At 41.8% G+C, this 21,345-nt stretch carries 19 protein-coding genes and 1 pseudogene; 11 read left to right on the forward strand and 9 right to left on the reverse strand.

Annotated elements, in window-relative coordinates; genetic code table 11:
• Positions 1 to 70 precede the first annotated feature (70 nt).
• Entirely contained in the window at positions 71 to 787 is a 717-nt protein-coding gene (locus AAGC65_RS01415) for a hypothetical protein (RefSeq protein WP_343110616.1), read from the reverse strand.
• A gap of 189 nt (positions 788 to 976) precedes the next feature.
• Between AAGC65_RS01415 and AAGC65_RS01420 the strand changes: the two genes are divergently transcribed.
• Positions 977 to 1,453 (forward strand): hypothetical protein, encoded by a 477-nt coding sequence (locus AAGC65_RS01420; RefSeq protein WP_343110617.1) that lies wholly within the window; start codon positions 977 to 979, stop codon positions 1,451 to 1,453.
• Positions 1,423 to 1,953, forward strand: coding sequence for a hypothetical protein (locus AAGC65_RS01425; protein ID WP_343110618.1), 531 nt, complete (start codon positions 1,423 to 1,425; stop codon positions 1,951 to 1,953). Before AAGC65_RS01420 ends, AAGC65_RS01425 begins: the two co-directional genes overlap by 31 nt.
• Positions 1,954 to 2,000: 47 nt before the next feature.
• Here AAGC65_RS01425 and AAGC65_RS01430 read toward each other — a convergent pair whose 3' ends face one another.
• Positions 2,001 to 3,878 (reverse strand): SPFH domain-containing protein, encoded by a 1,878-nt coding sequence (locus AAGC65_RS01430; protein ID WP_343110619.1) that lies wholly within the window; start codon positions 3,876 to 3,878, stop codon positions 2,001 to 2,003.
• A gap of 268 nt (positions 3,879 to 4,146) precedes the next feature.
• On the opposite strand from AAGC65_RS01430, the gene AAGC65_RS01435 reads away from it, so the two are divergent.
• The 5 genes from AAGC65_RS01435 (at position 4,147) to AAGC65_RS01455 (ending at position 6,552) form a co-directional block, all read left to right on the forward strand.
• A complete protein-coding gene (locus AAGC65_RS01435; protein WP_343110620.1) occupies positions 4,147 to 4,308 on the forward strand; it encodes a hypothetical protein in 162 nt (53 codons plus the stop codon).
• A 142-nt stretch (positions 4,309 to 4,450) separates the two neighbouring features.
• Complete coding sequence (locus AAGC65_RS01440) at positions 4,451 to 4,858, forward strand: hypothetical protein (protein WP_343110621.1); 408 nt, start codon at positions 4,451 to 4,453, stop codon at positions 4,856 to 4,858.
• Between the two features lie 190 nt (positions 4,859 to 5,048).
• Positions 5,049 to 5,585, forward strand: a complete 537-nt coding sequence (locus AAGC65_RS01445; protein WP_343110622.1) for a sigma-70 family RNA polymerase sigma factor — start codon at positions 5,049 to 5,051, stop codon at positions 5,583 to 5,585.
• On the forward strand, positions 5,566 to 5,838 hold the full coding sequence (locus AAGC65_RS01450; protein WP_343110623.1) for a hypothetical protein: 273 nt from the start codon (positions 5,566 to 5,568) through the stop codon (positions 5,836 to 5,838). Before AAGC65_RS01445 ends, AAGC65_RS01450 begins: the two co-directional genes overlap by 20 nt.
• A 30-nt stretch (positions 5,839 to 5,868) precedes the next feature.
• Entirely contained in the window at positions 5,869 to 6,552 is a 684-nt protein-coding gene (locus AAGC65_RS01455; protein ID WP_343110624.1) for an ATP-dependent Clp protease proteolytic subunit, read from the forward strand.
• A 216-nt stretch (positions 6,553 to 6,768) separates the two neighbouring features.
• On the opposite strand, the gene AAGC65_RS01460 is transcribed toward AAGC65_RS01455, so the two are convergent.
• The 6 genes from AAGC65_RS01460 to AAGC65_RS01485 all read right to left on the reverse strand — a co-directional run bounded on the left by AAGC65_RS01460 (position 6,769) and on the right by AAGC65_RS01485 (position 13,788).
• On the reverse strand, positions 6,769 to 7,995 hold the full coding sequence (locus tag AAGC65_RS01460) for a multidrug effflux MFS transporter (protein WP_343110625.1): 1,227 nt from the start codon (positions 7,993 to 7,995) through the stop codon (positions 6,769 to 6,771).
• A gap of 204 nt (positions 7,996 to 8,199) precedes the next feature.
• On the reverse strand, positions 8,200 to 9,429 hold the full coding sequence (locus AAGC65_RS01465; protein ID WP_343110626.1) for a hypothetical protein: 1,230 nt from the start codon (positions 9,427 to 9,429) through the stop codon (positions 8,200 to 8,202).
• Positions 9,430 to 9,588: 159 nt separating this feature from the next.
• Positions 9,589 to 9,933 carry a YMGG-like glycine zipper-containing protein gene (locus tag AAGC65_RS01470; protein ID WP_343110627.1) on the reverse strand — a complete coding sequence of 115 codons (345 nt, stop codon included), beginning with the start codon at positions 9,931 to 9,933 and terminating at the stop codon, positions 9,589 to 9,591.
• Positions 9,934 to 10,048: 115 nt separating this feature from the next.
• Positions 10,049 to 10,861, reverse strand: coding sequence for an alpha/beta hydrolase (locus AAGC65_RS01475; protein ID WP_343110628.1), 813 nt, complete (start codon positions 10,859 to 10,861; stop codon positions 10,049 to 10,051).
• Between the two features lie 14 nt (positions 10,862 to 10,875).
• Positions 10,876 to 12,192: a gluconate:H+ symporter gene (locus AAGC65_RS01480; RefSeq protein WP_343110629.1), complete on the reverse strand. Its 1,317-nt coding sequence runs from the start codon at positions 12,190 to 12,192 to the stop codon at positions 10,876 to 10,878.
• A 135-nt stretch (positions 12,193 to 12,327) separates the two neighbouring features.
• Positions 12,328 to 13,788, reverse strand: a complete 1,461-nt coding sequence (locus tag AAGC65_RS01485) for an ATP-binding protein (RefSeq protein ID WP_343110630.1) — start codon at positions 13,786 to 13,788, stop codon at positions 12,328 to 12,330.
• A 183-nt stretch (positions 13,789 to 13,971) separates the two neighbouring features.
• Between AAGC65_RS01485 and AAGC65_RS01490 the strand changes: the two genes are divergently transcribed.
• Positions 13,972 to 14,328, forward strand: a complete 357-nt coding sequence (locus tag AAGC65_RS01490) for a response regulator transcription factor (RefSeq protein WP_290324080.1) — start codon at positions 13,972 to 13,974, stop codon at positions 14,326 to 14,328.
• Positions 14,329 to 15,318: 990 nt separating this feature from the next.
• Positions 15,319 to 15,687: a response regulator gene (locus tag AAGC65_RS01495; RefSeq protein ID WP_343110631.1), complete on the forward strand. Its 369-nt coding sequence runs from the start codon at positions 15,319 to 15,321 to the stop codon at positions 15,685 to 15,687.
• A 24-nt stretch (positions 15,688 to 15,711) separates the two neighbouring features.
• On the opposite strand, the gene AAGC65_RS01500 is transcribed toward AAGC65_RS01495, so the two are convergent.
• Positions 15,712 to 16,854 carry a hypothetical protein gene (locus AAGC65_RS01500; protein ID WP_343110632.1) on the reverse strand — a complete coding sequence of 381 codons (1,143 nt, stop codon included), beginning with the start codon at positions 16,852 to 16,854 and terminating at the stop codon, positions 15,712 to 15,714.
• A 229-nt stretch (positions 16,855 to 17,083) separates the two neighbouring features.
• Here AAGC65_RS01500 and AAGC65_RS01505 point away from each other — a divergent pair, with 229 nt between their 5' ends.
• The gene (locus AAGC65_RS01505) at positions 17,084 to 20,203 is read left to right on the forward strand and encodes a tetratricopeptide repeat protein (protein ID WP_343110633.1); all 3,120 of its coding nucleotides are present in this window, start codon (positions 17,084 to 17,086) and stop codon (positions 20,201 to 20,203) included.
• A gap of 20 nt (positions 20,204 to 20,223) precedes the next feature.
• A pseudogene (locus AAGC65_RS01510) lies at positions 20,224 to 21,345 on the forward strand (hypothetical protein); the annotation flags it as partial.

Genomic DNA, 21,345 nt, shown 5'->3' on the forward strand with positions numbered 1-21,345 from the left:
GGATGGATTAATTGATACTATACCATTAAATGATGCTTTATTTGAATATTAGTTACACCCTAATTAAAAATTATTTATTCAACTGGCCTGCTGTACGTAGGTCTGGAGGCAGTTCCTGATACTTTTTATAGCTAACGTTCAGATAGCTTGCCAGGTTAAAATTTCTGTTGATATAGGTTTTAACCGAGGGTATGTACAGCAATATAAAATTATCCAGATCAGGTTCTTTCAGCGGCACATATCGGGCAATGTTATCGGCGCTAAACACTTTGGCTATTTCATCCTGTATTTGCTGATCTTTAATAAACTCCTCCTGTTTTTTCTTCTTTTTATTGTCCTTATCCCACCAGTGTAAGCGCACGGTGATACCGCCATCATAATTCCCATTCTGATCCCGGTGATATACCACCGTTTGTCCGTGAAAAGCAGGATCTGTAAACTCGCCTTTTCGTGTTTTAAGTTCGATGTTAGTTACCTGGACCTCGCTGAGTGTGGTTTGTTTTGGAGTTAGGAAAATCTCTTTCGGGTTTAAATTGGTAAGTAGTAAAGTATCGGGCCGGTAAAAAGAACCGGTAAAGAAAAGCTTATCGCCCGCTTTAGCCTGAATAATGAACTTTCCGGATTTATCGGTAAGTGTATGTTTACCATTATTGGCATTTTCAACCATAACGCCTGGCAATACCACCCGGGTTTTGTTTTCAAATACAGTACCGCTTTGTGTATTTTGAGCAAAAACAGCACCCGAAATCAAACAAATTGTTACGATTAAAAGCAGATGGCGAAGCATGTATAAAAATAATCAGAACACACGGATATTATTTACAATAACGAATGTTTTAACTAAAATTAACAATTATATAACCGTTGCAATAAATAATAAGAAAACATTGCCTAAAGATTCTTGTTTATAAAAGCTCATACTAATTTTAATATATTTGAATCAGGGAAGTTATCCCATTATAGTTAAGCATTAATTGTGAATACGCAACTTCAAAATTCGGTATCTGTTGGCCAAAGTCGCTTACTATTAGTGCATAAACTTTATCAGCAATATGCCGGCATGCTTTTAGGTTATATAGGCGATGTTGTTAAAAACCAGGCTATTGCCGAACAATACCTGGTTGCGGTATTTAAAGACGTACCTAATGAGCTGGATGAGCTTACCAACGAGGATGTAAATACCTTTTGCCACCTGCAGTCAATGGCCCGTAAAAAGCTGTCTGAATATTTTGTAAGTACGGCTTATCAAAATAATGGGAAGAGTGAAAACAAACCATCCATCTGTGATAATAAATACACCCAACAGATGACTCACGAGCAGCAGCTTGTTTTTTGCGGGGTACATTGGTATGGCAAAACCATTACCAGCCTTGCAACCGAGCTTAACCAACCCGAAGAGAATATCAGGAAAATATTAAAAGATTGTTTTACTATTATCAGGAGCAGCAATTGAGGACACAGGAATACATAGAAAGCGGTATTTTAGAAACCTTTGTTTTAGGTGCCGCCTCTGAGCAGGAAGTAAAGGAGTTGCTGTTCATGAAAGCAGAATATCCTGAAGTTAATGAAGCCCTGCAGCAACTGGAAAAGGATATAGAAAAGCTGGCCCGTAATTTGGCCGTTGAGCCCCCATCCGGAACATGGTATAAAATTGCACAGGAAATAAATGCCGTTATCCCTCATCAGGAATCCTCACCGCAGGTATTTAACCGCAAGAATGATCGTGAACGCCCCGATACAGAAAAAGACAAAGGCGACCAATACATTGAAGTAGAAGGTTCATCAAGCCACATGCGCCTGCATAAAGCCTGGCGCTGGGTATTTGCAGGGGTATTTATACTCGGTAAAATATTCCTGGCATTCGCTATATACTTTTATCTGGAAAACAAACATACCCAGCAACAGATACAGGAGCTGAGAACAGAGATCAGGGAATTGAAAAACAAAAAATAAACAACAAAGGCTGCCAATAGGCAGCCTTTGTTGTTAAAAGTACATTATTACTCAGCCTTATCCTCCTCATTTGCTTTCTGTAGTTTTTTTAGCATTTCGCTACCTATCAGGGCATCAATAATACCATTACCCGCACCGTTCTCCTTACCGCTAACCAATATTTCAGGCACCAGTTTAATACCATTGGTAGCCAGCGCTTCGGCTACACGCACAATAGCGTATTGTTCGGTACCCATAGCATCGGTTTTTTGCTTGGTTACCTCGGCCTCAGCTAAACCTATAGCCTTGATCTTGGTACTTTCGGCAATACCATTTACTTCGGTGGCATTGGCATCGGCCTTGGCATTTACTGTTTTGGCTTCCGCATCGGCCTTAGCTATGGTTATCCTTACCTCTGCATCGGCTTTGGCGTTAATGGTTTTGGCCTCTGCCTCACCACGTGATGCGGCAACTTTTGAAGCCGCCATTTGTGTATTGATCTCTACCTGACGGGTTGATTTTACTACTTCGGGCTGCATATCGGCACCAGCCCTCGCGCTTTCAAATTCCTTACGTTCAATCTGGGCATGGCGTTGTATCTCGTAAGTTACTTTCTCTTCTTCGGCCAGTTTACGGTCGGTAAGGGTTTTCATTAGCGCGGCAGGAGGCACAATATCGCCTATCAGCGTATCAACCCCAATTACGTTATAGGTTGTTAACACGGCGCCTATATGGTCGCGCGCGTCGCTTTGCCTTTGTATACGATTGGCCAAAAAGCCTATCACATCACTCTTTTGTGCCGAGTTACGGAAATAGTTGGCAATAGTTGGTTCCAGTACCTGCGATACCAGGTTTTTCATTTTACCAAAACGGGCTATTACTTTTGGAGCTTCGTTACGTGGTACGTGTATAATCTGTGACACATCCAAATTAAAGGTAAAACCATCGCTTGATCTCACGGTAATGGTACACAGGTTTTTATCCAGTTCATGTGCTTCGGTACGGCTATCGGCCCAGTTAAGCACAATGTTGGTAGTAGGTACCACCTCCACAGCGTGCGTATAAATATTGATGGGGTGCTTACCCGGATCAAGCGGATCTTCCCAAACACCTTTTTGCCCGCGGTGAACAATGTTACCGTGTTTAAAGGCATCGCCGCTGGTATCTTTACCTTCGGGACCCACAAAGGAGTTTACTACACCCACGTAGCCGATAGGTATATAGGTCATATCCACCTGCTCCACAATCACAAACCAGGGGTTAAGGTAATAGGTACCAGCCAGTATCACATCCTCCTGCAAACCTTTGCAGCCACCCGCATTGATAAAGGCAATAGGATCCTGGTAGTTTTTATGCCCCGATACCGATTCACCGGCAATTTCACCTTTATCAAGCGGTTCGCCATCAAGCGTGGTAACTATACCTACCTTGTTTTCATGTATCTGGGTAATGGGCACCATTTCAATCTCAAACAAAAAGGTATTGATACGATAACTACCCGGCGTCAGGAAAGCGGCCTGTGGACCTTTTTGTCCGTTGTTATTCAGGAAAGCTATGGCATCCTGAAATTTATCACAGTCAACCGGTTTACCCAGTACACGGCCGGTATCAAGCGTGGCTCCATCTTTGGCTTTTACCAGTCCCAGCTTATTTTGCTCAATAATGGTAAAGGGCTCCATAGTAATGCCGTACTGCCAGGGCCACATACCCCAATACAAACCAGGCGCAAGGGCTTTGGCCTGCATGCCGGCCTCGCCATTGATGGCTATGATACGACCATCCGGCAGGCGCGATTTGCTGGACAAGGTGAACTTTTTAACCACTAGGCCAATACGGTTATCGGGCACGATCACCATGCCGAAAAATACGCGCAAAACAGATTTGTACATCAGCAAAATCAGGATGACGGGCACAGCCCACCAAAGCATCACAATTAGATTGTTCATTTTTTTTTAAGATTTAGTGTTTGATTTTTTTAACGGAACCCTTAAGGTGCGGGCCCTCACAATAACTTATAGCTTTACTGGATTGGAGTACCTTGGCTATATAGTGTCATTAAGACATTTGTAATTTATACTTGTTACAGCTTTTTTCAAAAATATTTTTGACCGCTGATTTTGGGCTCTGATTCTTCTGATTAAATGATTTTTGGATTTGAAACAAATACCATCCACAGGGAGTTATTCAAATAGGTATCATCAAATTCCATATATTATGACTACTCCTGCAAAACCCAATAAGACCGGTGCTAAAAAAGGAGATACCGGCAAAAGCAAAACATCTGGCGAAGAGATTAAAACCGAAGGGCCACTAAGTGAAAAAGATGAAGTGAAGAAAGCAGAAGAAAAGGCAAGGAAGCGCGCCCAGGGCAAATAACCATAACGTACTTTCAGGGTTTTATTTTTAATGGTAATTGCATAGCTTAGATTAAACTTTTAAGCTACGTGAAGTCATCATGAACTGGGATAATAATCTGTTCATAATAGCTTCCTTACTATTAAAAAAACAAATTCTTCAAATGAAAAATTACAGCTTTTTATTATTCGCCATCATATTATGTTTTATGGCTTCGTGCAAGCCGGGTGTTAGTACCGCCACGCTTACCGGGAAATGGAAATATGTCAAGGTAGAACACCCCAATGCCAGCCCGCCCGATAGCATGAGACCAGACGAATTAGCTGAAGCTTCGCCCTATATTCAGTTTACTCCTGAAATGAAGTGGAATATTGTATGGGGTGGCAAATACCTATCGCACGGTAGCTTTACTCTTAACGGCAACAACATTAAGGTGAATGAAAAACTGCCCGATGGCAAAACCCGTGATTTTGTATTTACCGTAACTGAACTTACCGAAACCAATATCGTTTTTGAAACCATAGGTGCTGATGGCTCCAAAGTTACCGCGGTAAGGATGAGTAAATTTTAAGATAGTGAGTTTGAGTAGTGAGTAGTGAGTAGTGAGTAGTGAGTAGTGAGTAGTGAGTAGTGAGTAGTGAAAAATATTGGATACTATTTTTGTTTGAGTTTTTGTCATTATTCCTTGCTCCAAAAATCTTTTATCCAAAAAAGGTGATATATCTGTTATCATTTACACATAGTAATAAAACAGTGAAACAATGGATACAGTTAATTTACAGGAGCAGGCGGCAAGGCAGCAGCTTTTTATAGCATTGTACCAAAAGGTTTTCCCGGCAGTAGCAAAATATGTAAGCAAACATGGTGGCTCTTTTGACGAAGCCAAAGATGTTTTTCAGGATGCGCTGCTGAGTTACTATGAAAAAAGCAGATCAATAGCCATTAACAGCAGCGAAGGAGCCTACATTTTTGGTACCGCCCGTTATCTATGGATACAACGTTATAAGGAAGGTAACAAAACCACCCAATTGGATGATAGCTTTACCGAAAGTATCGGCAACCAAACCGAAACAGCTCCGGCCGAAGATAAACTTCTGAACTTTTTAGAAACCGCCGGCAAGCGTTGTATGGAACTCTTGCGCTCTTTTTATTATGACCAGCTGCCTATGGCCAGAGTGGCACAATTATTCGGCTTTTCGGGTGTGCGATCGGCAACGGTGCAAAAGTATAAGTGCATTGAAAAGGTCAGGGAAACGGTTAAACAAAAAGCATTAAGGTATGAGGACTTCCTTGAATAACATAGCACAAGCAGAACAGCACTTGCTCCAAAAGTCGCATGCGGGCAGTGCCCTCCTGTTTGAGGCCAAAATGCTTATCAATGATGAGCTTAAAGATAATGTCGCGGCCCAACAGCAGGTATATAGCCTGGTTAGGCAATATGGCCGTAAGCAATTAATAGAAGAAATTGAAACCGTTCACCAGCAATTATTCAATGAGCCTGAGCATCTGAGCTTCAGGCAAAAAATAGCCCGTATATTTTCAAACAGGTAAACAGATCATTACCTCCAAACACTAAATTTTATGAATATCGATAAACAGGAATTCCGCAAATATGCGGTCATGCACCATGCTATTGCCGGTACCCGGGTAGATAGTTTTATTGCCGAAGTAGAAAAAAACAGCCTTCCCATAGCCCAAACGCCTTATATAACCGAAGAACGTGAGATGCGCGTAGCCCAGATGGACGTGTTCTCGCGCCTGATGATGGACCGTATTATTTTTCTGGGCCAGGCGGTTGATGATAACGTAGCCAATATTATCCAGGCTCAGCTGCTTTTCCTCCAATCAACCGATGCTAAAAAGGATATCCAGATGTATATCAACTCGCCCGGCGGTTCGGTATATGCAGGACTGGGAATTTATGACACCATGCACTTCATCGGCCCCGATGTGGCCACTATCTGTACCGGCATGGCCCTGTCGATGGGTTCGGTGCTGTTATGTGCCGGGGCTGCGGGCAAACGTGCGGCACTCAGGCACTCGCGTGTAATGCTGCACCAGCCTTCGGGTGGGGCGCAAGGCATGGCATCAGATATTGAGATAGCAGCTACGCAGATCCGCAAAATGAAGCAGGAACTATACGAGATCATTGCCAAACACAGCGGCCAACCTTACCAAAAAGTATACGACGTATCAGACCGGGACTACTGGATGATTGCCAGCGAAGCCAAAGAATTTGGCATTATTGATGAAGTATTGGGGTGAGCTTTGGGACTTTTGGGACTGTTAGACTTTTGGACAAAGGATAAAAGATTAAAGTTATTGATATGACTCATTGAATAGTGAACCGCCTCCTCAGGAAGCGGTTCACTATAATAACATTATAGATCTTGTCTTAAAAGAAAATCGTTATTAGCGGAATCGATCTAAATCAAATGAATAATCAGCGAAATCAACGTAATCAATCCAAATCAACGGTCATTAATGCGCCATCACGGTTGCATCGGCGCTGGCCTCTACTTTGTTTTTAATAAAACGTTTGCCTATCACCAATACCAAGAGTGCCAAAACTGACGATGCTGCCATAACACCTGCCATAGGCAGCGGGCTGTGACTTTTAATGAGGGTAATGCCTATCGATGCCAGTGAACCAATAGCCATTTGAAACGCCCCTACCAATGCGGATGCTGAACCTGCGTTTTTGGTGAACGGCGCGAGCGACAATGCGGCGGTATTGGGATAGCTAATACCTACACCACATAAAACACCAAATATCATGACGATGGTACCGCCAATGCCAAACCAGTCATTTAATGATCCTATTAAAAATATGGTTGATATAATCACCATGCCTATGAGCGAAACATTTACCATTTGCTCGCTTTTAAACCTCTTCATCAGCATACTGTTTACCTGGCTTGAACCTATAAACCCAACTGATAAACCGGCGAATATCCACCCGAAACCTTTCTCACCCACTTTAAATACCTCTATAAATACAATGGGCGATGATGACACATAGGCAAACAAACCCGCAAAGGCCAGTGCCCCGCTCAGCGAGTAGGTTAAAAACTGCGGATCTTTTAACACCTGCAAAAAGTTACCGATGATGGGTATGGGTTTTAAGGAATATGAGGGATCGGGCTGATAACTCTCGGGCAGCGAGAATATAACTGCCAGCAATATCAACACCGCTATAATGGTCAATATTAAAAAGATCACCTGCCACTCATATACCGCTGTAATGTAGCTACCAATGGTAGGCGCCAGCATGGGCGATGCGCCCAATACCAAAATAAGCAGGGCAAATACCTTCGCATTTTCCTCTACCGGGAACAGATCACGTACCATCGCCATAGCGGCAACGGTTGCCGCGCAGCTGCCTATGGCCTGGAAAAAACGCATAATGATCAGCATTTCAAGCGAGGTTGAATAAAAACACCCTACAGAAGCTACAATATAAAGGCAAAGACCAAAGTACAGCGGGCGTTTACGGCCAAACCTGTCAAGCAGTGGCCCATATAATAGCTGGCCCGCGGATATACCAATAAAATAGCTTGATAAGGACAGCGCCACCTGATCTGTACTGGTATGCAGATATTTGGCTATAGCTTTAAAGCCGGGCAGGTACATATCTATAGAGAATGGCCCGAGTGCCGTAAGCGATCCTAAAATAAGAATTAAGTATACGTATCGTTTCCTTGTCATATATAGTTTTGGCAAATCAGCTGGCTTATAAACCAGGGTAAACAAATAAAATTAACGGGCTTCCGGCGATGGACGGTAGATGATATATCTGAGCTATAAGCGGCCGGGCAAAAACATGGCGCAAAAATAAGTGATTAAATTAAAACGAAGTATACTTAATTTGCCATTTATTTATTTAATTGATATACAATAAATTAGACGACATTAAAAAGTTTCGCCCAGGTTCAGGTATATGGCCGAGTAGTTTTTACTTGCGCCGTAATCTAAACTGATATTGGTACCCGATTTTTTATTGAACTTAAACCTAAGCCCGCTGCCACCAGCCGGGTGCCAGTAAACAAAATTATGGCTGTTGGCCTGGGTAACGGAGTTTACATTGGCAAATAAAACAAAGCCAAGCAGGCCGTTGCGTGTAATATCCCGCCGGTATTCGGTTTCAAAGTAAGCCAATCGCTGGCCCCGGTAACGGTTTTGTACAAATCCCCTACCCGATCGCTGGTAGGGCTCCCAACCCAGGCTGGGCAGGTTCAAATAAGGTGTGCCGGGAGTGAGCGACGTCCAATAATACGACCAAAAGGCCAGCACACTTTTAGGCCCGGAATTACTTAACGATACATATTTACGAACATCAATATATAAGGATTGCCAGTTGTTATGGCTGCCCAGCACCCGCGTATTAACCCGGTATACCACGTTAGCATAGGCACCGGGCAAGGGGTTAATAGAGTTTTTGCGGGTATCGTACAATAAATTCACGGTAGCTCCAGAGGCCAATACATCCTGCCCGGTAGCTGTACCATAGTTATAGTTAGTAAAACTGCGCAGGTTATTGGGGCCGTCATCCTCAATATCCATATAGTAATCTAAATTATACCCTATGCCTGCGTAAAAATAAGGCTTTATCTTTTTTAGTACAGTTTGATAAAAGCGTAGATACCGGTAGTTTACCAAAAAGCGGTCATCTTCTGCCTGTGCCCCTCCCAAGCCCCAGGTGTATTGCGGATAAACCAGCAAACGGGTGTCGCCAACAATATTCCATTGGTTATCATTCAGCCATATGTTGGAGCGTATGGGCAAGCCGTAGCGCCCTTTTAAATTAAAATAGGGCGTGAAAGTAAAGCTGGATAAATTGGTAGTCTCCTGATCGCCGAGGTAAAAGGCTGCTGTAGTTGATGTAAAAAGAGCCTTACCACCGCTGCGGCCATCTGATGAAGAAATGGGCAGGATAGAAAAATAAACCTTCTTTTTTTCGGTATAGGATATTTTACGGGGCTTAATGTTGAATAATGATCTGGCCACATCAATGAGGTCTTTTTGAGCAACAGTATCAGATTTTAATCCATTAGCCTTTGCCGTGTCTGTCCCATAGGTTTGAGCCAGCACTATACAAGGAAATAAACAAAACATGAATGCTGCAAACGCTCTACCCATCATACATAAACCAAATATTGAAGCATGCTGTTTGTAATTAACTTGTTATACATTACGATTAAAACAGCCCTTTCGTAACACTCAAAGCATTGATGATGTAATATAATTAAAAAGCCTGTAGCTTGGGTAAGCTACAGGCTTTTTAACCTTTTTTAACAGTTATTAATGGTTCTCGATAGTGGTTGTTGTAGTGGTTTTGGTAGTTTTGGTGTAATGGCGCGTATGTTTTGGATGAGCCCTGCGCCATGCTGCACGTTTCTTTTCGTCGGCACGGCGTTGCTCATTACCAATAATGTAACCGCCGCCTGCGCCAATAGCACCGCCAATTAAAGCACCTTTAACATTATGACCTATCAGGCCACCGGCTACAGCACCACCTGCACCGCCTATAATTGCCCCTTTACCTTGCTTACTGATCCCTTTCTTTTTTTCCTGAGCCTGCGCGTTATAGGTAAACGTTAGCAAGAACGTTACGAGCAGGCAAGCAAATATCATTAGCTTTTTCATATGTATATTATCTGATAAGTGTTAATAAACTTTCAGTTAATACTTATACAAATAGCACGCCGCAGATGCGAAAATGAATTAAATATCTCTAAAAACGACATTTTGAAGACTTTGCCTATTGCAGAAAAGCAAGCACCGTAGCCGAAAACTGTACAGTTCTGGATGCACTGTTATGATCACCCGGTACATATTTTAATTGCGAGCTTGGGATAAATTTATGAAGCTCCGTTTCTGATCCGTTATCATGATCTTCGGTTCCGCAAATGATCATAACCGGAATTTTCACACGGGCCAGCTCCTCTTTACTGGTTGATGGCTGATATTTCTGCTGCAGGGCCAACGCCTGTACATCAAAGGCGGGGTTGCTGTGTATGTAATTGACCATGCCATCAACATCATGAAAACTGGTATCGCCCATCAGCGCTTTGTAAGCATGTATGCGTCTTGGCCACTCAGGGTTGGTATATCCATCGCCCATGCCACCCATCACCAGTTTTTGTACCCGTTTATCAAGCACGAGCAAACGTGAGGCGATAATAGAACCGCGCGAATAACCAACCACGCTGTACTTAGTAAGCTTTAAACTGCTCACTAAGCCCATAATATCCTTTGCTTCGGCATCATGGGCGTAAGCGGCATCGGTATGTGGCTTGTCTGACCGACCATTGCCCCGTTGATCCAATATAATTACTTTATAGCCCGCTGTAAGCAGATCTGTATAAAGCTGGCCTTTTTTCCAGCCCTCACCTGTGCCCGAAAATCCGTGCACCAGTACCACCGGGAAACCTTCGCCATTTACTTCGTAATATATTTTGGTACCATCAAACGAGGTATAATAACTACCCGTATCTGTTTGCTGTGCATAATTAGTTTTACTAATGAACAGCAGCAGCATTAAAGCAACCGCGTAATATGCCAGCTTCTTCATAGGGTGGTTATGATTTATTTTACAAATTGATTGATAATCAATACACCTATTAAACCAATAACAGAAACTAACGATTCCATCATTGACCATGATTTAATAGTATCCTTTATGCTCAGGTTAAAATATTCTTTATATAACCAAAAGCCTGAATCGTTCACGTGCGAAAATGCCAGGCTACCCGCGCCTATGGATAATACCATCAAATTAGGGTTGATGTGATTTTGCAACACCAATGATGATACAATACCCGCTGCAGTTAAACCGGCCACCGTTGCCGAACCCAAGCTAATACGGATAATGGCAGCTATAACCCAGCCCAAAACAAGCGGCGGCAAATTAAACTGTTGTAATTGGGCTGCAATCTGATCGCTTACACCACTGGCAGTAAGCACTTCTTTAAAAGCGCCGGAGCCGGCAATAATGAGCAATATCAATGCTATATCTTTAGTGGCATCGGTATAGTTAACGGCCAGCTGGCTCATGGTATGGCCTTGTTTTATACCTAAAGTAAATGTTGCCACAATAAGGGCAATGAGCATTACTATAGATGGATCGCCTAAAAAAGCGACTACTTTTAGCAGGGTAGGATCCTTAATACCCATGTATGGAAAAAACGCTGTAAGCATTAATAATATAACCGGCAGCAGTGCAGTAAAAAAGCTATTAAACGCTCCCGGCAGCTTATTCTCAGGTAATTCTTCGGCCCTGAAGGTGGCTAATGGCTCGGAAGGGATTTTTTTAAGGAAACGGGCAAATATTGGGCCTGCTATAATAATAGCTGGTATGGCTATCATTAAGCCATAAATAAACGTGGTGGCCATGTTGGCATGAAACAATGCCACCAAAGCCGATGGCGAAGGGTGCGGCGGTAAAAACCCATGCGTTACAGACAGTGAGGCCAGCATAGGCAAACCTATATATACCGCAGGCAGCTTATATTTATATACTACCGAAAATATAAGCGGCACCATCAGCACAAAACCAATTCCATAAAATAAAGGGATACCTATAATAAAACCTGCGATTACCAACGCCCACTGAATATATTTTTGCCCAACAGCATTTACCAGCACTTCTGCTATTTTTTGAGCGGCACCGCTTACAGCTACCAGCTTACCCAGCATGGCACCCAAACAAATGATAATAAGCAGCTGACCCATAATATCGCCCATACCTTTTTGTACCGATGCTGTAACTTTATTAATAGGGATGCCAAGCATGATACCGGCTGCTATAGATACCAGCAGGAATGCGATAAAAGGGTTGACCTTTGCCCAGCTTACCAATAAAACAAGCAGAACAATACAGATCAGAATAGTTAATAATGCCATGATGCTAAAAAAGTGTTTATACGTAGGTAAATAGCTTTGACGAATAAAGCTCAATGTTACACGCCTAAAGTAATAACAAATTTTGAGTTTAAGATTTTTATAGTCAAAACCGTTACAAAAGTCAGGAAGGCTCTACTATTGCACGTGCAGCGGCAGCAAAAAGTAAAATTCAGAGCCTTTGCCTTCCTGGCTTTCAACACCTATTTTACCATGATGAAGTTTAATGATCTCGGCCGACAGGTAAAGTCCTATACCAAAGCCGGATGATCCTCGGGTGCTTTCATTGTCAACCCGGTAAAAACGCTGAAATATGGTTTGCTGGTCTTTCAGTTTTAAACCAATACCCTGATCTTTTACGCTCACTTTTAAGTTTTTACCTTTTATAAAAGAGTTTATAGTTACCGTACTGCCTTTTGTAGAATACTTTACAGCGTTACTGATCAAATTATTGAGTACCTGTATGATCTTATCTTTATCGGCATTGATATAAATTGCTTCGCCGCCGGTAAAAATCAGGTTGTGCCCTTCATCCATAGACAGGTTATCAGCCACCACTTCGGTGATCAGGGCATTGATATCAAAACTCTGAGGATTAAACTGCATTTTGCCCGACTCAATTTTTGACATGTCCAGAAAACCATATATCAACCTGGTCATCTTGTTGATCTGCTTTTCGCACTTTTCGAGCGCGCCTATAAAAAATTGGTCGTCTATCTTTTTAGCCTTTGCCGCCAGTATTTGGGTATAGGCTTTAAGGGAGGTAAGCGGTGTTTTTAATTCATGGCTGGCCATAGCTATAAAATCATTTTTCATGATCTCATCATGCCGCCGTTCAGTAATATCGTTGGTGGTACCCAGCATACGTAAAGGTTTATGCTGATCGTCATAAATAACCTTGCCCGAAGTTCTGATCCAGTGGATTGATCCATCAGCCCAAACTATGCGCGCCTCATATAAATACACACCTGTTTTAATAGCTTTCTTAAAGGCTTTTAATGCAATATGTCTATCTTCAGGATGAATTATTTCGCGCAACTGCTTTTCGTTTATCTTATCCTCAGGGTCGAGGCCAAATATTACGGCAAGCCGCGGGGAGTTGATCAGATCATTGTCAGCCAGGTCAAGGTCCCAGTTACCTATACCGGTGGCCTCAATGGCCAGACGCAGACGTTCTTCAGCATCTTCTAAAAGCTGCCTGGCTACCACCTGCTTGGTTACTTCGGTAGCTACTACCATAACACCAATTATAGTATTGCAGGCGTCCTTAACGGGCTTATATACAAAGTCAAAATAAAACAGGTTATTACGCTCGTTACGCTTTAGCAATACCTTTGTTTCGTAGCCATAATGAATATGACCATTTTCGTAAACATCCTGTACTAATTTAACAAACGGCAACTTATCAGCACAAGGTAAAGCAAGCGAAAGCGGCATACCAACAACACTGCCGGGACAACCCCATAATTCAAGAATATGAGGATTGGCCGATTCCACAACAAGATCCGGCCCTTTCAGGAAACTGATTGCCACCGGAGCCTGCGAAATTAAATCATTAACGCGTTGTGTTACTGGTGTATTTTGACCGTTGCTTTCCAAAATTTTGATTAAAAAAGAAATATGTTTAATTCAATACCTTTTTTTAACTCGGTAATATAAATTTAGTTAAATTTGCACGTTAAATCCGATAAAGTTTTTTAGCCCAAACCATTACCTACTATACGATACATAGCATAATATACTTTAGTACCTTTTCGGCCTTTTCACTTTTTAATATTTTTTATGTCAAAACGTATTTTAGTATTGGATGATAATCAGGACATATTAGATATTGTTCATGAAACGCTCACTTATGAGCAATTTGAAGTAAAGAGCACATCAAACAGCCTTGATGTGTTGCCGCTTATGGATCAGTTTACTCCAGATCTTGTTATTTTAGATTACCGGGTGGCGGGTACCACCGGAGGCGAGATTTGCAAAAGCATCAAGCTGCATCCTAAATTTTGCAATACGCCTGTTATTATATTTTCGGCCTATCTAAATAATGACGACCATTTACTCAACTATGGTTGCGACGGCATTATTAACAAGCCATTTGATTTATCTGAGTTGGTTGAGAAAGTAAACAACCTGATATAAAATCCCTCTCCCCTTTACCTTTATAAATAAATAATAGCTGCCTTTTATAGCAGCTTATAACCAATAGTACAACTTATATGCTTCAATAATATTTAATAAATAAATAAAAAATATCGTTAAAACAGCAATGATATTACAATATTGATGAAATTACCCATAAAATTCAGCTAAGTAACTAATAGTTAGTCACCTTGATTAAAATATTGATAAGTTTTTTAATTTTGTTATTGTGAAGGCTTAAGTAAATATTTTTGATATAAATCTTTGATTAATGTCATGGTTGTACAAGCTAAACCAAACGAACTTATAGTTGAGCAAGACAAAAAGATGCCTGCATGCCCACGGTGCAAATCTCAGCTTGATAGCCGTGTACCCAGAAGCTTTTTTGTAAAGATGTTTCTGTTTTTTCTCCCGCTTAAACGCTACATGTGTTATAAATGCCAACGTAAATACTATTTGTTGGGATAAGATCAAACAAATTATTTTTATTTACTCCTAATTAAGCCAAACTGACGCATAAGTATGTTTTAGATACTTAGCCCCTCTTTTTAATTTAAGGTATTGTAATTTGGAAGCCACCGATTAGTTTTATAGTGGACGACCTGAATTTAAGTACCCAAAAAAGAAAAAAATATCACTGCTCCAGATGCGGCGAACCATACCACTTCCAGATGCGCAGAAGCTGGTTTACAAAAAATGTGCTCTTTTTTTTAAACGTGCGCAAGTATTTTTGCGCCAAGTGTAAAAAATCAAGCCTCGTTTTTATAGACAAAGCCGATTCGTAGTTTAATTAAGCCACCTATTACACCATAAGAAACAAGTACCGGAACCCGGTTTTATTGGGTTTGCTGTATTGTTTTAGCTATACCTTTATTATTTATCTGAAATTTAAGTACTTGAAGCAAAGTTGGTACAAGAATTGCTTAACTGTAAGTGAAACGTTTATTATTTTAAGCAATTACCAGGTAAGTAGTTAAAGAAGATACAATTATGACACGGATATTAGCGGTGGATGACGACAGAGACATTCTGGAGGTTTTACAGTACATACTTGAAGATTCAGGTTATGAGGTAGAGACCCTCGCAAACGGCCAATATTTGCTTGATAAAATAAGCCAGAACCCTCCCGACTTAATACTACTTGATATTATGCTGGGTAATTTGGACGGTCGTGACCTTTGCAGAAAAGTTAAAACTAATAAGGAAACGCACAACATTCCGGTAATACTGATATCTGCGAGCCATGATGTTTCTCAATCATTAAACCAAATTGGCGCTCCGGATGATTTTATAGCTAAACCATTTGATATTGATGTATTGTTAGGCAGCATCAGCAGGCAGCTGAATACCGCGGCCTAAAACACAGCAAGCCACATTCCCCTTCTATTCAAAACCTGCCAGCTCCTTATCTATCTTTTCATTCCACTGCTGTTGGGTAAAGGTGCCTGTACCATGTCTGGTTTCGTTATCATACTGATCCTGCATCACATTCATTTCATGGAAAGATTCCAGGTATTGCACATTAATAGGTCCGTCATAATTATCAACGGTTAATTGCTCAGCCCTCAGTTTTTGCTTAAACCGTTCGGCAATAATTTTTACAATATCAAAATGCCGCTGTTCATGATTCAGGCTGTAATCATTACGGCTGCCCGGCCTTACCCAGCAGGCACTTTTAGGTACATAAGCCTTAACGGCCAGTTTTACATTTACAATTCCCTTAACCACCTCCACCTCTTCAGTGTAACCTATACTCGGAAATACCTCCGCCTCATACTTACCGCCTATGGGTTTGGCCTTAAAATCATCCCAGCGTAAAGGGCGCTTGGGCGAGTAGTAAATCGTATCCCCTTCGGGCTGTTCGGTATAATCGGTAAAAATTATTCTGGCACCTTTAGCCAGTTTAATATTGGTATCTGCCTCCCGGTTTATCCAGGTATTAAAATAGGTTAATCCATATTGCAACGCGTGGCGCACTACAGGTTCAACATCAATGAGCTGTGAGGCCGGCCGGTTATAACCCGCGCTTCCGGTATAATCAATCAGATGAACTTGCTGATCCTCTTTTTGCAGATAGAATGACAATGATATTTTCACTTTACCCTCCACATTGCCGCCCGGTAACACGGTTTCATCAAGGCGCAGCTTTTTAATACTAATGGTTACCGGCCTTAATGATCTGTTTGGTGGTAAAGCCACGTTTACAAATTGTTTAATGGCCGGTAAAACACCTCCCTTAAAATCGGTAGTATATGGGGTTCCGGGTGTGGTACCAGTTACCATTGCAGGCAATAACCAGGCAACAGCACGACGGTCGTCTCGGGCATCAACTACATTAGCCACATAAAATTCTTTGGCAGTTATGGGCAACTGCTCATTAATTAAAACAATTGGCTTAGTTATTTTTTGTGCCTTTAAAATCAGAGGAAAAAACAACAGCATGACCAGCAATTTACAAGCATATTCCCCCCGGCGTTTTAAAATAACGCCGGCCAATAGCAATGGTAACATCATCAAATACGCCATACTATATAATGCTTTATCTTCAAATAAATTGCGGCCATAACCACTATTTAATTAACTTTGGCACCGCGCCCGCACCATGTTTATTCAACAAATTTTAAAGTTTTCCACACAGATATTATCTGAAGTATTACCTTCGTTCAATAGAATGTGTTATCCACATTTGTTAATTACTTATGTTAACAGCTCTTTTTCGTTTCGCTAATTTAGCACAATCGTTAGTATGCGCTTTATGATCAAAATTAAATACATCACCCTGCTAATCCCGGTATTTATTGTTTCAACAGCACATGCCCAGCAAAATCCAGCCACTCAAATTTACCGCACTTACCATTCGGCTATTGACCTCATGGACAAGGGAAAATTCGTTTCGGCAGCTGAGCAATTTCGCCAGGTTGAAGCATCCCGACTAAAAACAAACACCCAGCCTCAGTTTGAATCTGAGCTGTCAATGGTTAAAGAAAACAGCCAATACTACGAGGCTTTTTGCGCCCTTAACTTAGATAATGACGATGCCGAAAGCATGTTCCTACGTTTTATTAAAGAGCATCCTGAGAACCCATTGACCAAACTGGCATACTTCCAAATTGGTAAATCGTACTTTAAACAAGGTAAATATCAGGACGCCCTGCGCTGGTTTGATAAGGTAGAAGCCAGCGAGCTTAATGGTCATGATAATACCGAATACAAATTCCGTAAAGCATACGCTTACTTCTCAACCAACGATTTCAAAAGCGCCCAACCGCTTTTTGCCGAAGTAAAAAGCAGGCACTCTGAATTTACCGAAGATGCTACCTATTACTTTGCTTACATAGCTTATCTTAATAAAGATTACCACCTGGCCCTGGCCAATTTTGAGCGTTTAAAAAACTCAAAGAAATACCAGAGCAGCTATCCTTACTACATATCGGCTGTTTACTTTTTAGATAAACGCTATGATGATGTTTTAAGCTATGCCGTACCTATTGTAAACAACAGCAAACAGGAGCACGAAACCGAAATGCTGCGCATTATTGCCGCTTCATACTTTGCTAAAGCCAACTATGATAGCGCGGTTAAATATTACGACCGCTTTCAGCAGCGTGATCAGGGTAAAACCCAAAATACGCAGGATAGCTACCAGATAGGTTATACCTACTACAAAGTGGGTAATTACGCCAAAGCCGCTACCGAACTGGAGCACCTGATTGAACAGGGCGATGTTTACAGCCAAAGTGGTAATTACACGCTTGGTGATGTTTTTCTGAAAATGAACAACAAGCAAAGCGCCCGCAACGCTTTCCTGGCTGCTTCAAAACTTACTTACGATAAACAACTGCAAGAAGATGCTTTGTATGAATATGCCAAGCTATCATACGAGCTTGATTTTAATACCGAAGCACTTGCCGCAACCCGCTTGTATTTAAAAAACTACCCGCGCTCGCGCCGTAACGATGAGGTAAAAATATTATTGGGCGAAGAGCTGTTAAACTCACGCAACTACAAAGAGGCTGTCGAAATTCTGGAGCCTATACCTAATAAATCTCAAAGCGCGCTAACAGCTTATCAGAAAGTTACCTACTACCGTGGTTTGGAGTTTTATAATGAGCGGGCATTTGAAAATGCTATAGGTATTTTCCTGCGTTCGTTAAAAAACCCTACTGATACCAAAACCCAGGCCCTAACTACCTACTGGATGGCAGAGGCTATGTACGAGGTGCGTAAATACGGCGAATCGGTTGAAAACTTTGAGAAGTTTTTAAGCATGCCCGAAGCTAAAGAAACTGACCTGAGCAATTACGCCAATTACGCTCTGGCTTACGCGGCCTTTTACGGAGAGCAATACGGCAAAGCCGCCAGCTACTTTGAAAAGTTTTTACGTGGCGATGTAAAGGATAAAAATACCGAGAATGATGCCATAACCAGGCTCGGAGATAGCTATTTTGTATTAAAAAGCTACGGCACAGCGCTTGATTATTACAACCGCATTATTGCCATGCACAACCAGGGCGAGGATTATGCCTTGTTTCAGCGTGGTATGATTCAGGGGTTACAGGGCTCGCTGGATACTAAGATCAGTACACTGAATGATGTATTAAGCACCTTCCCTAACTCCGATTATTCTGATGACGCTTCATTTGAGATAGCTTATACCTACTTCCTGAAAAATGACGGCGACAGGGCTAAAACAGATCTGAACGCCATGATCCAGAAATACCCGAACAGCAGCTATGTACCCCGTGCGCTGGTTACCATCGGTTTAATTGATTACAACGCCAACAATGACGATGCCGCTGTTGAATCATTTAAAAAAGTAGTTCAAAACTACTCTTCAACTGACGAGGCTAAACAGGCACTCAAACAAATTGAAAAAATATATACCGATAAAGGCGATGCCCAAACATTCATCGCTTACGCTACCAGCACCCCCATTGGTAACTATACCACCTCGCAACAGGAAGATATCATGATAACCGCCGCCAACAACCTATATTTAAAAGGCGATTGGCAAGGTACTGTAGGCGCGGTAAACGCTTACTTCGATAAATTCCCGAGCAAGCAGATCTATGAAAAACAGGCCCGCTTTATCAGGGCGCAGGCTTTGGTTAACCTGAACAGGTCGCAAGAGGCAGTGGTTGATTATAACGTGATCCTAAATGACTGGACAAGTGCTTACACCGAGAAATCGTTGATCAGCATGGCCAAGCTGTACATCTCCCAGAAAAAATATAATGAAGCCATCGTGTTCCTGAAAAAATTGGAAACCAATGCCGAGTTTAAGGAAGACTATTCTTTCGCCATCAACAACCTGATGCTTTGCTACGCGCAAATGCAGATGCCCGATGATGTGCTTAATTATGTAAAACAAGTACGTGAGAACGATAAAGCCGCCCAGGAAGATAAATTCCGTACTGGTCTTTATGCCGGTAAAGCTTATCTGCAAAAAGGCGATACTACTGCTGCCGTTAAAGAGTTTAATTACACCGTAACCAATACCAAAACCGTAGCCGCTGCAGAAGCCAAGTACAATGTTGCCAATATTGAATATTTAAAAGGTCACTACAAAACATCGCAAAAAATGTGTTTTGACCTGGCTAAAGACATGCCAAATTATGATTACTGGGTAGCCAAAACTTATATTTTGCTGGCCGATAATTACGTGAGGCTAAAAGATAATTTCCAGGCCAAAGCCACCTTACAAAGTATCATTGATAATTACAAGGGTAAAGATGATATACTGCCAACTGCCCGTCAAAAAATGGGCATATTAACAGGTAAGCCCGTTAAACCGGAGCCTGTTGTTGATACAACCGCCACTGATTCAACCGATGTGGCACCGGCAGATACTACTAAAGCCCCAGGTCAAAACTAAACAGGATGACAAAGAATAAGATGAAAAGACAAGCAATGAACTTAAAATATACCTTTACGCTGCTTACCTTAATAATAGCATTATACTTTGTTCCTGCACAAGCACAAACAAAGAAACCGGCGAAAAAGGCAACTACTAAAAGCGCTCCTAAAACTAAACCGGCAAAAAAACCGGCTGCCAAAGCTCCGGCTCCTGCCCCAAAAAAAGCAGCTGCAACAAAAAAGCCGGCAAGCAATAATGTCTCAAAAAATTTAGGCGACGCGGCCGCGAAGGCAAGCCAGGATACGACTAAAAAAGGCGGAGGTAACAATTCCAACAATGATACGAACGGAGGCAGCCTTTCTGAAGAGATCGTAGTGACCACCGCGTACAAACCAGTATTGGCCGATGCGGTAAAGATACGCCGTAACCCCGATCTGGAAGATAAAGCTCCCTTCAAGGCTCCCTTAGCTTATGCTCCGTTGGATAAAAGACAAGAACAAAATTCTGAGATCAGGCAGCTGGAGCCTATGAAAAGGCCGCCCGAACAGGATTCTGTATTACTTAACAATTACGTTAAAGCCGGTTTGGGCAACCTGAAAACACTTTTTGGAGAAGGTTATTTTTCAAACGGTCGTGATCAGGCATTACAGTTGGGTGGTTATATCAAGCATTTTTCACAATCAGGCTCATTAGAAAAACAAAGCCAGAGTAAGGATGATGTAGGTGTATTTGGCAAAAGCATTCTGGGTGATAATAATATCAGCGGTCGTATAACCTACAACCGTATGGGTACTAACTTTTACGGTTATGATCAATCTGTTCCTCCACCTACAACCTTTGTCCCAGGCAAGCAACACTTCAATACCATTGGTGCCGAAGCCGAGCTGGCCAAAAACTATAAGGACGTTGAAAATGATTTCACCTACGCCTTAAAAGTAAAAGGCTATGCGTTCAGCAATGCTTACCAGGCCAGGGAAAACAACTTTATCATTTCTGGCTTTATCAACCAAACCGTTAAACAGTTTTATGCCGGTTTAAGCGGATCAATTGACATCAACAGCCAGAAAGATAGCCTGTATAAGATCAACAACAATATTTTAAGATTAAACCCATACATCAAGTTTCAAGGTACCAATTACAAAATTGACGCGGGTGTAAAC

It is taken from the genome of Mucilaginibacter sp. (assembly GCF_039207105.1).
GTDB lineage: Bacteria > Bacteroidota > Bacteroidia > Sphingobacteriales > Sphingobacteriaceae > Mucilaginibacter.

What these genes read in the sequence shown, in the direction of transcription:
- AAGC65_RS01415 (WP_343110616.1), bottom strand. Translation starts at nt 787, where the DNA reads ATGCTTCGCCATCTGCTTTTAATCGTAACAATTTGTTTGATTTCGGGT.
- AAGC65_RS01430 (WP_343110619.1), bottom strand. Translation starts at nt 3,878, where the DNA reads ATGAACAATCTAATTGTGATGCTTTGGTGGGCTGTGCCCGTCATCCTG.
- AAGC65_RS01435 (WP_343110620.1), top strand. Translation starts at nt 4,147, where the DNA reads ATGACTACTCCTGCAAAACCCAATAAGACCGGTGCTAAAAAAGGAGAT.
- AAGC65_RS01440 (WP_343110621.1), top strand. Translation starts at nt 4,451, where the DNA reads ATGAAAAATTACAGCTTTTTATTATTCGCCATCATATTATGTTTTATG.
- AAGC65_RS01445 (WP_343110622.1), top strand. Translation starts at nt 5,049, where the DNA reads ATGGATACAGTTAATTTACAGGAGCAGGCGGCAAGGCAGCAGCTTTTT.
- AAGC65_RS01450 (WP_343110623.1), top strand. Translation starts at nt 5,566, where the DNA reads ATGAGGACTTCCTTGAATAACATAGCACAAGCAGAACAGCACTTGCTC.
- AAGC65_RS01455 (WP_343110624.1), top strand. Translation starts at nt 5,869, where the DNA reads ATGAATATCGATAAACAGGAATTCCGCAAATATGCGGTCATGCACCAT.
- AAGC65_RS01460 (WP_343110625.1), bottom strand. Translation starts at nt 7,995, where the DNA reads ATGACAAGGAAACGATACGTATACTTAATTCTTATTTTAGGATCGCTT.
- AAGC65_RS01465 (WP_343110626.1), bottom strand. Translation starts at nt 9,429, where the DNA reads ATGATGGGTAGAGCGTTTGCAGCATTCATGTTTTGTTTATTTCCTTGT.
- AAGC65_RS01470 (WP_343110627.1), bottom strand. Translation starts at nt 9,933, where the DNA reads ATGAAAAAGCTAATGATATTTGCTTGCCTGCTCGTAACGTTCTTGCTA.
- AAGC65_RS01475 (WP_343110628.1), bottom strand. Translation starts at nt 10,861, where the DNA reads ATGAAGAAGCTGGCATATTACGCGGTTGCTTTAATGCTGCTGCTGTTC.
- AAGC65_RS01480 (WP_343110629.1), bottom strand. Translation starts at nt 12,192, where the DNA reads ATGGCATTATTAACTATTCTGATCTGTATTGTTCTGCTTGTTTTATTG.
- AAGC65_RS01490 (WP_290324080.1), top strand. Translation starts at nt 13,972, where the DNA reads ATGTCAAAACGTATTTTAGTATTGGATGATAATCAGGACATATTAGAT.
- AAGC65_RS01495 (WP_343110631.1), top strand. Translation starts at nt 15,319, where the DNA reads ATGACACGGATATTAGCGGTGGATGACGACAGAGACATTCTGGAGGTT.
- AAGC65_RS01500 (WP_343110632.1), bottom strand. Translation starts at nt 16,854, where the DNA reads ATGGCGTATTTGATGATGTTACCATTGCTATTGGCCGGCGTTATTTTA.
- AAGC65_RS01505 (WP_343110633.1), top strand. Translation starts at nt 17,084, where the DNA reads ATGATCAAAATTAAATACATCACCCTGCTAATCCCGGTATTTATTGTT.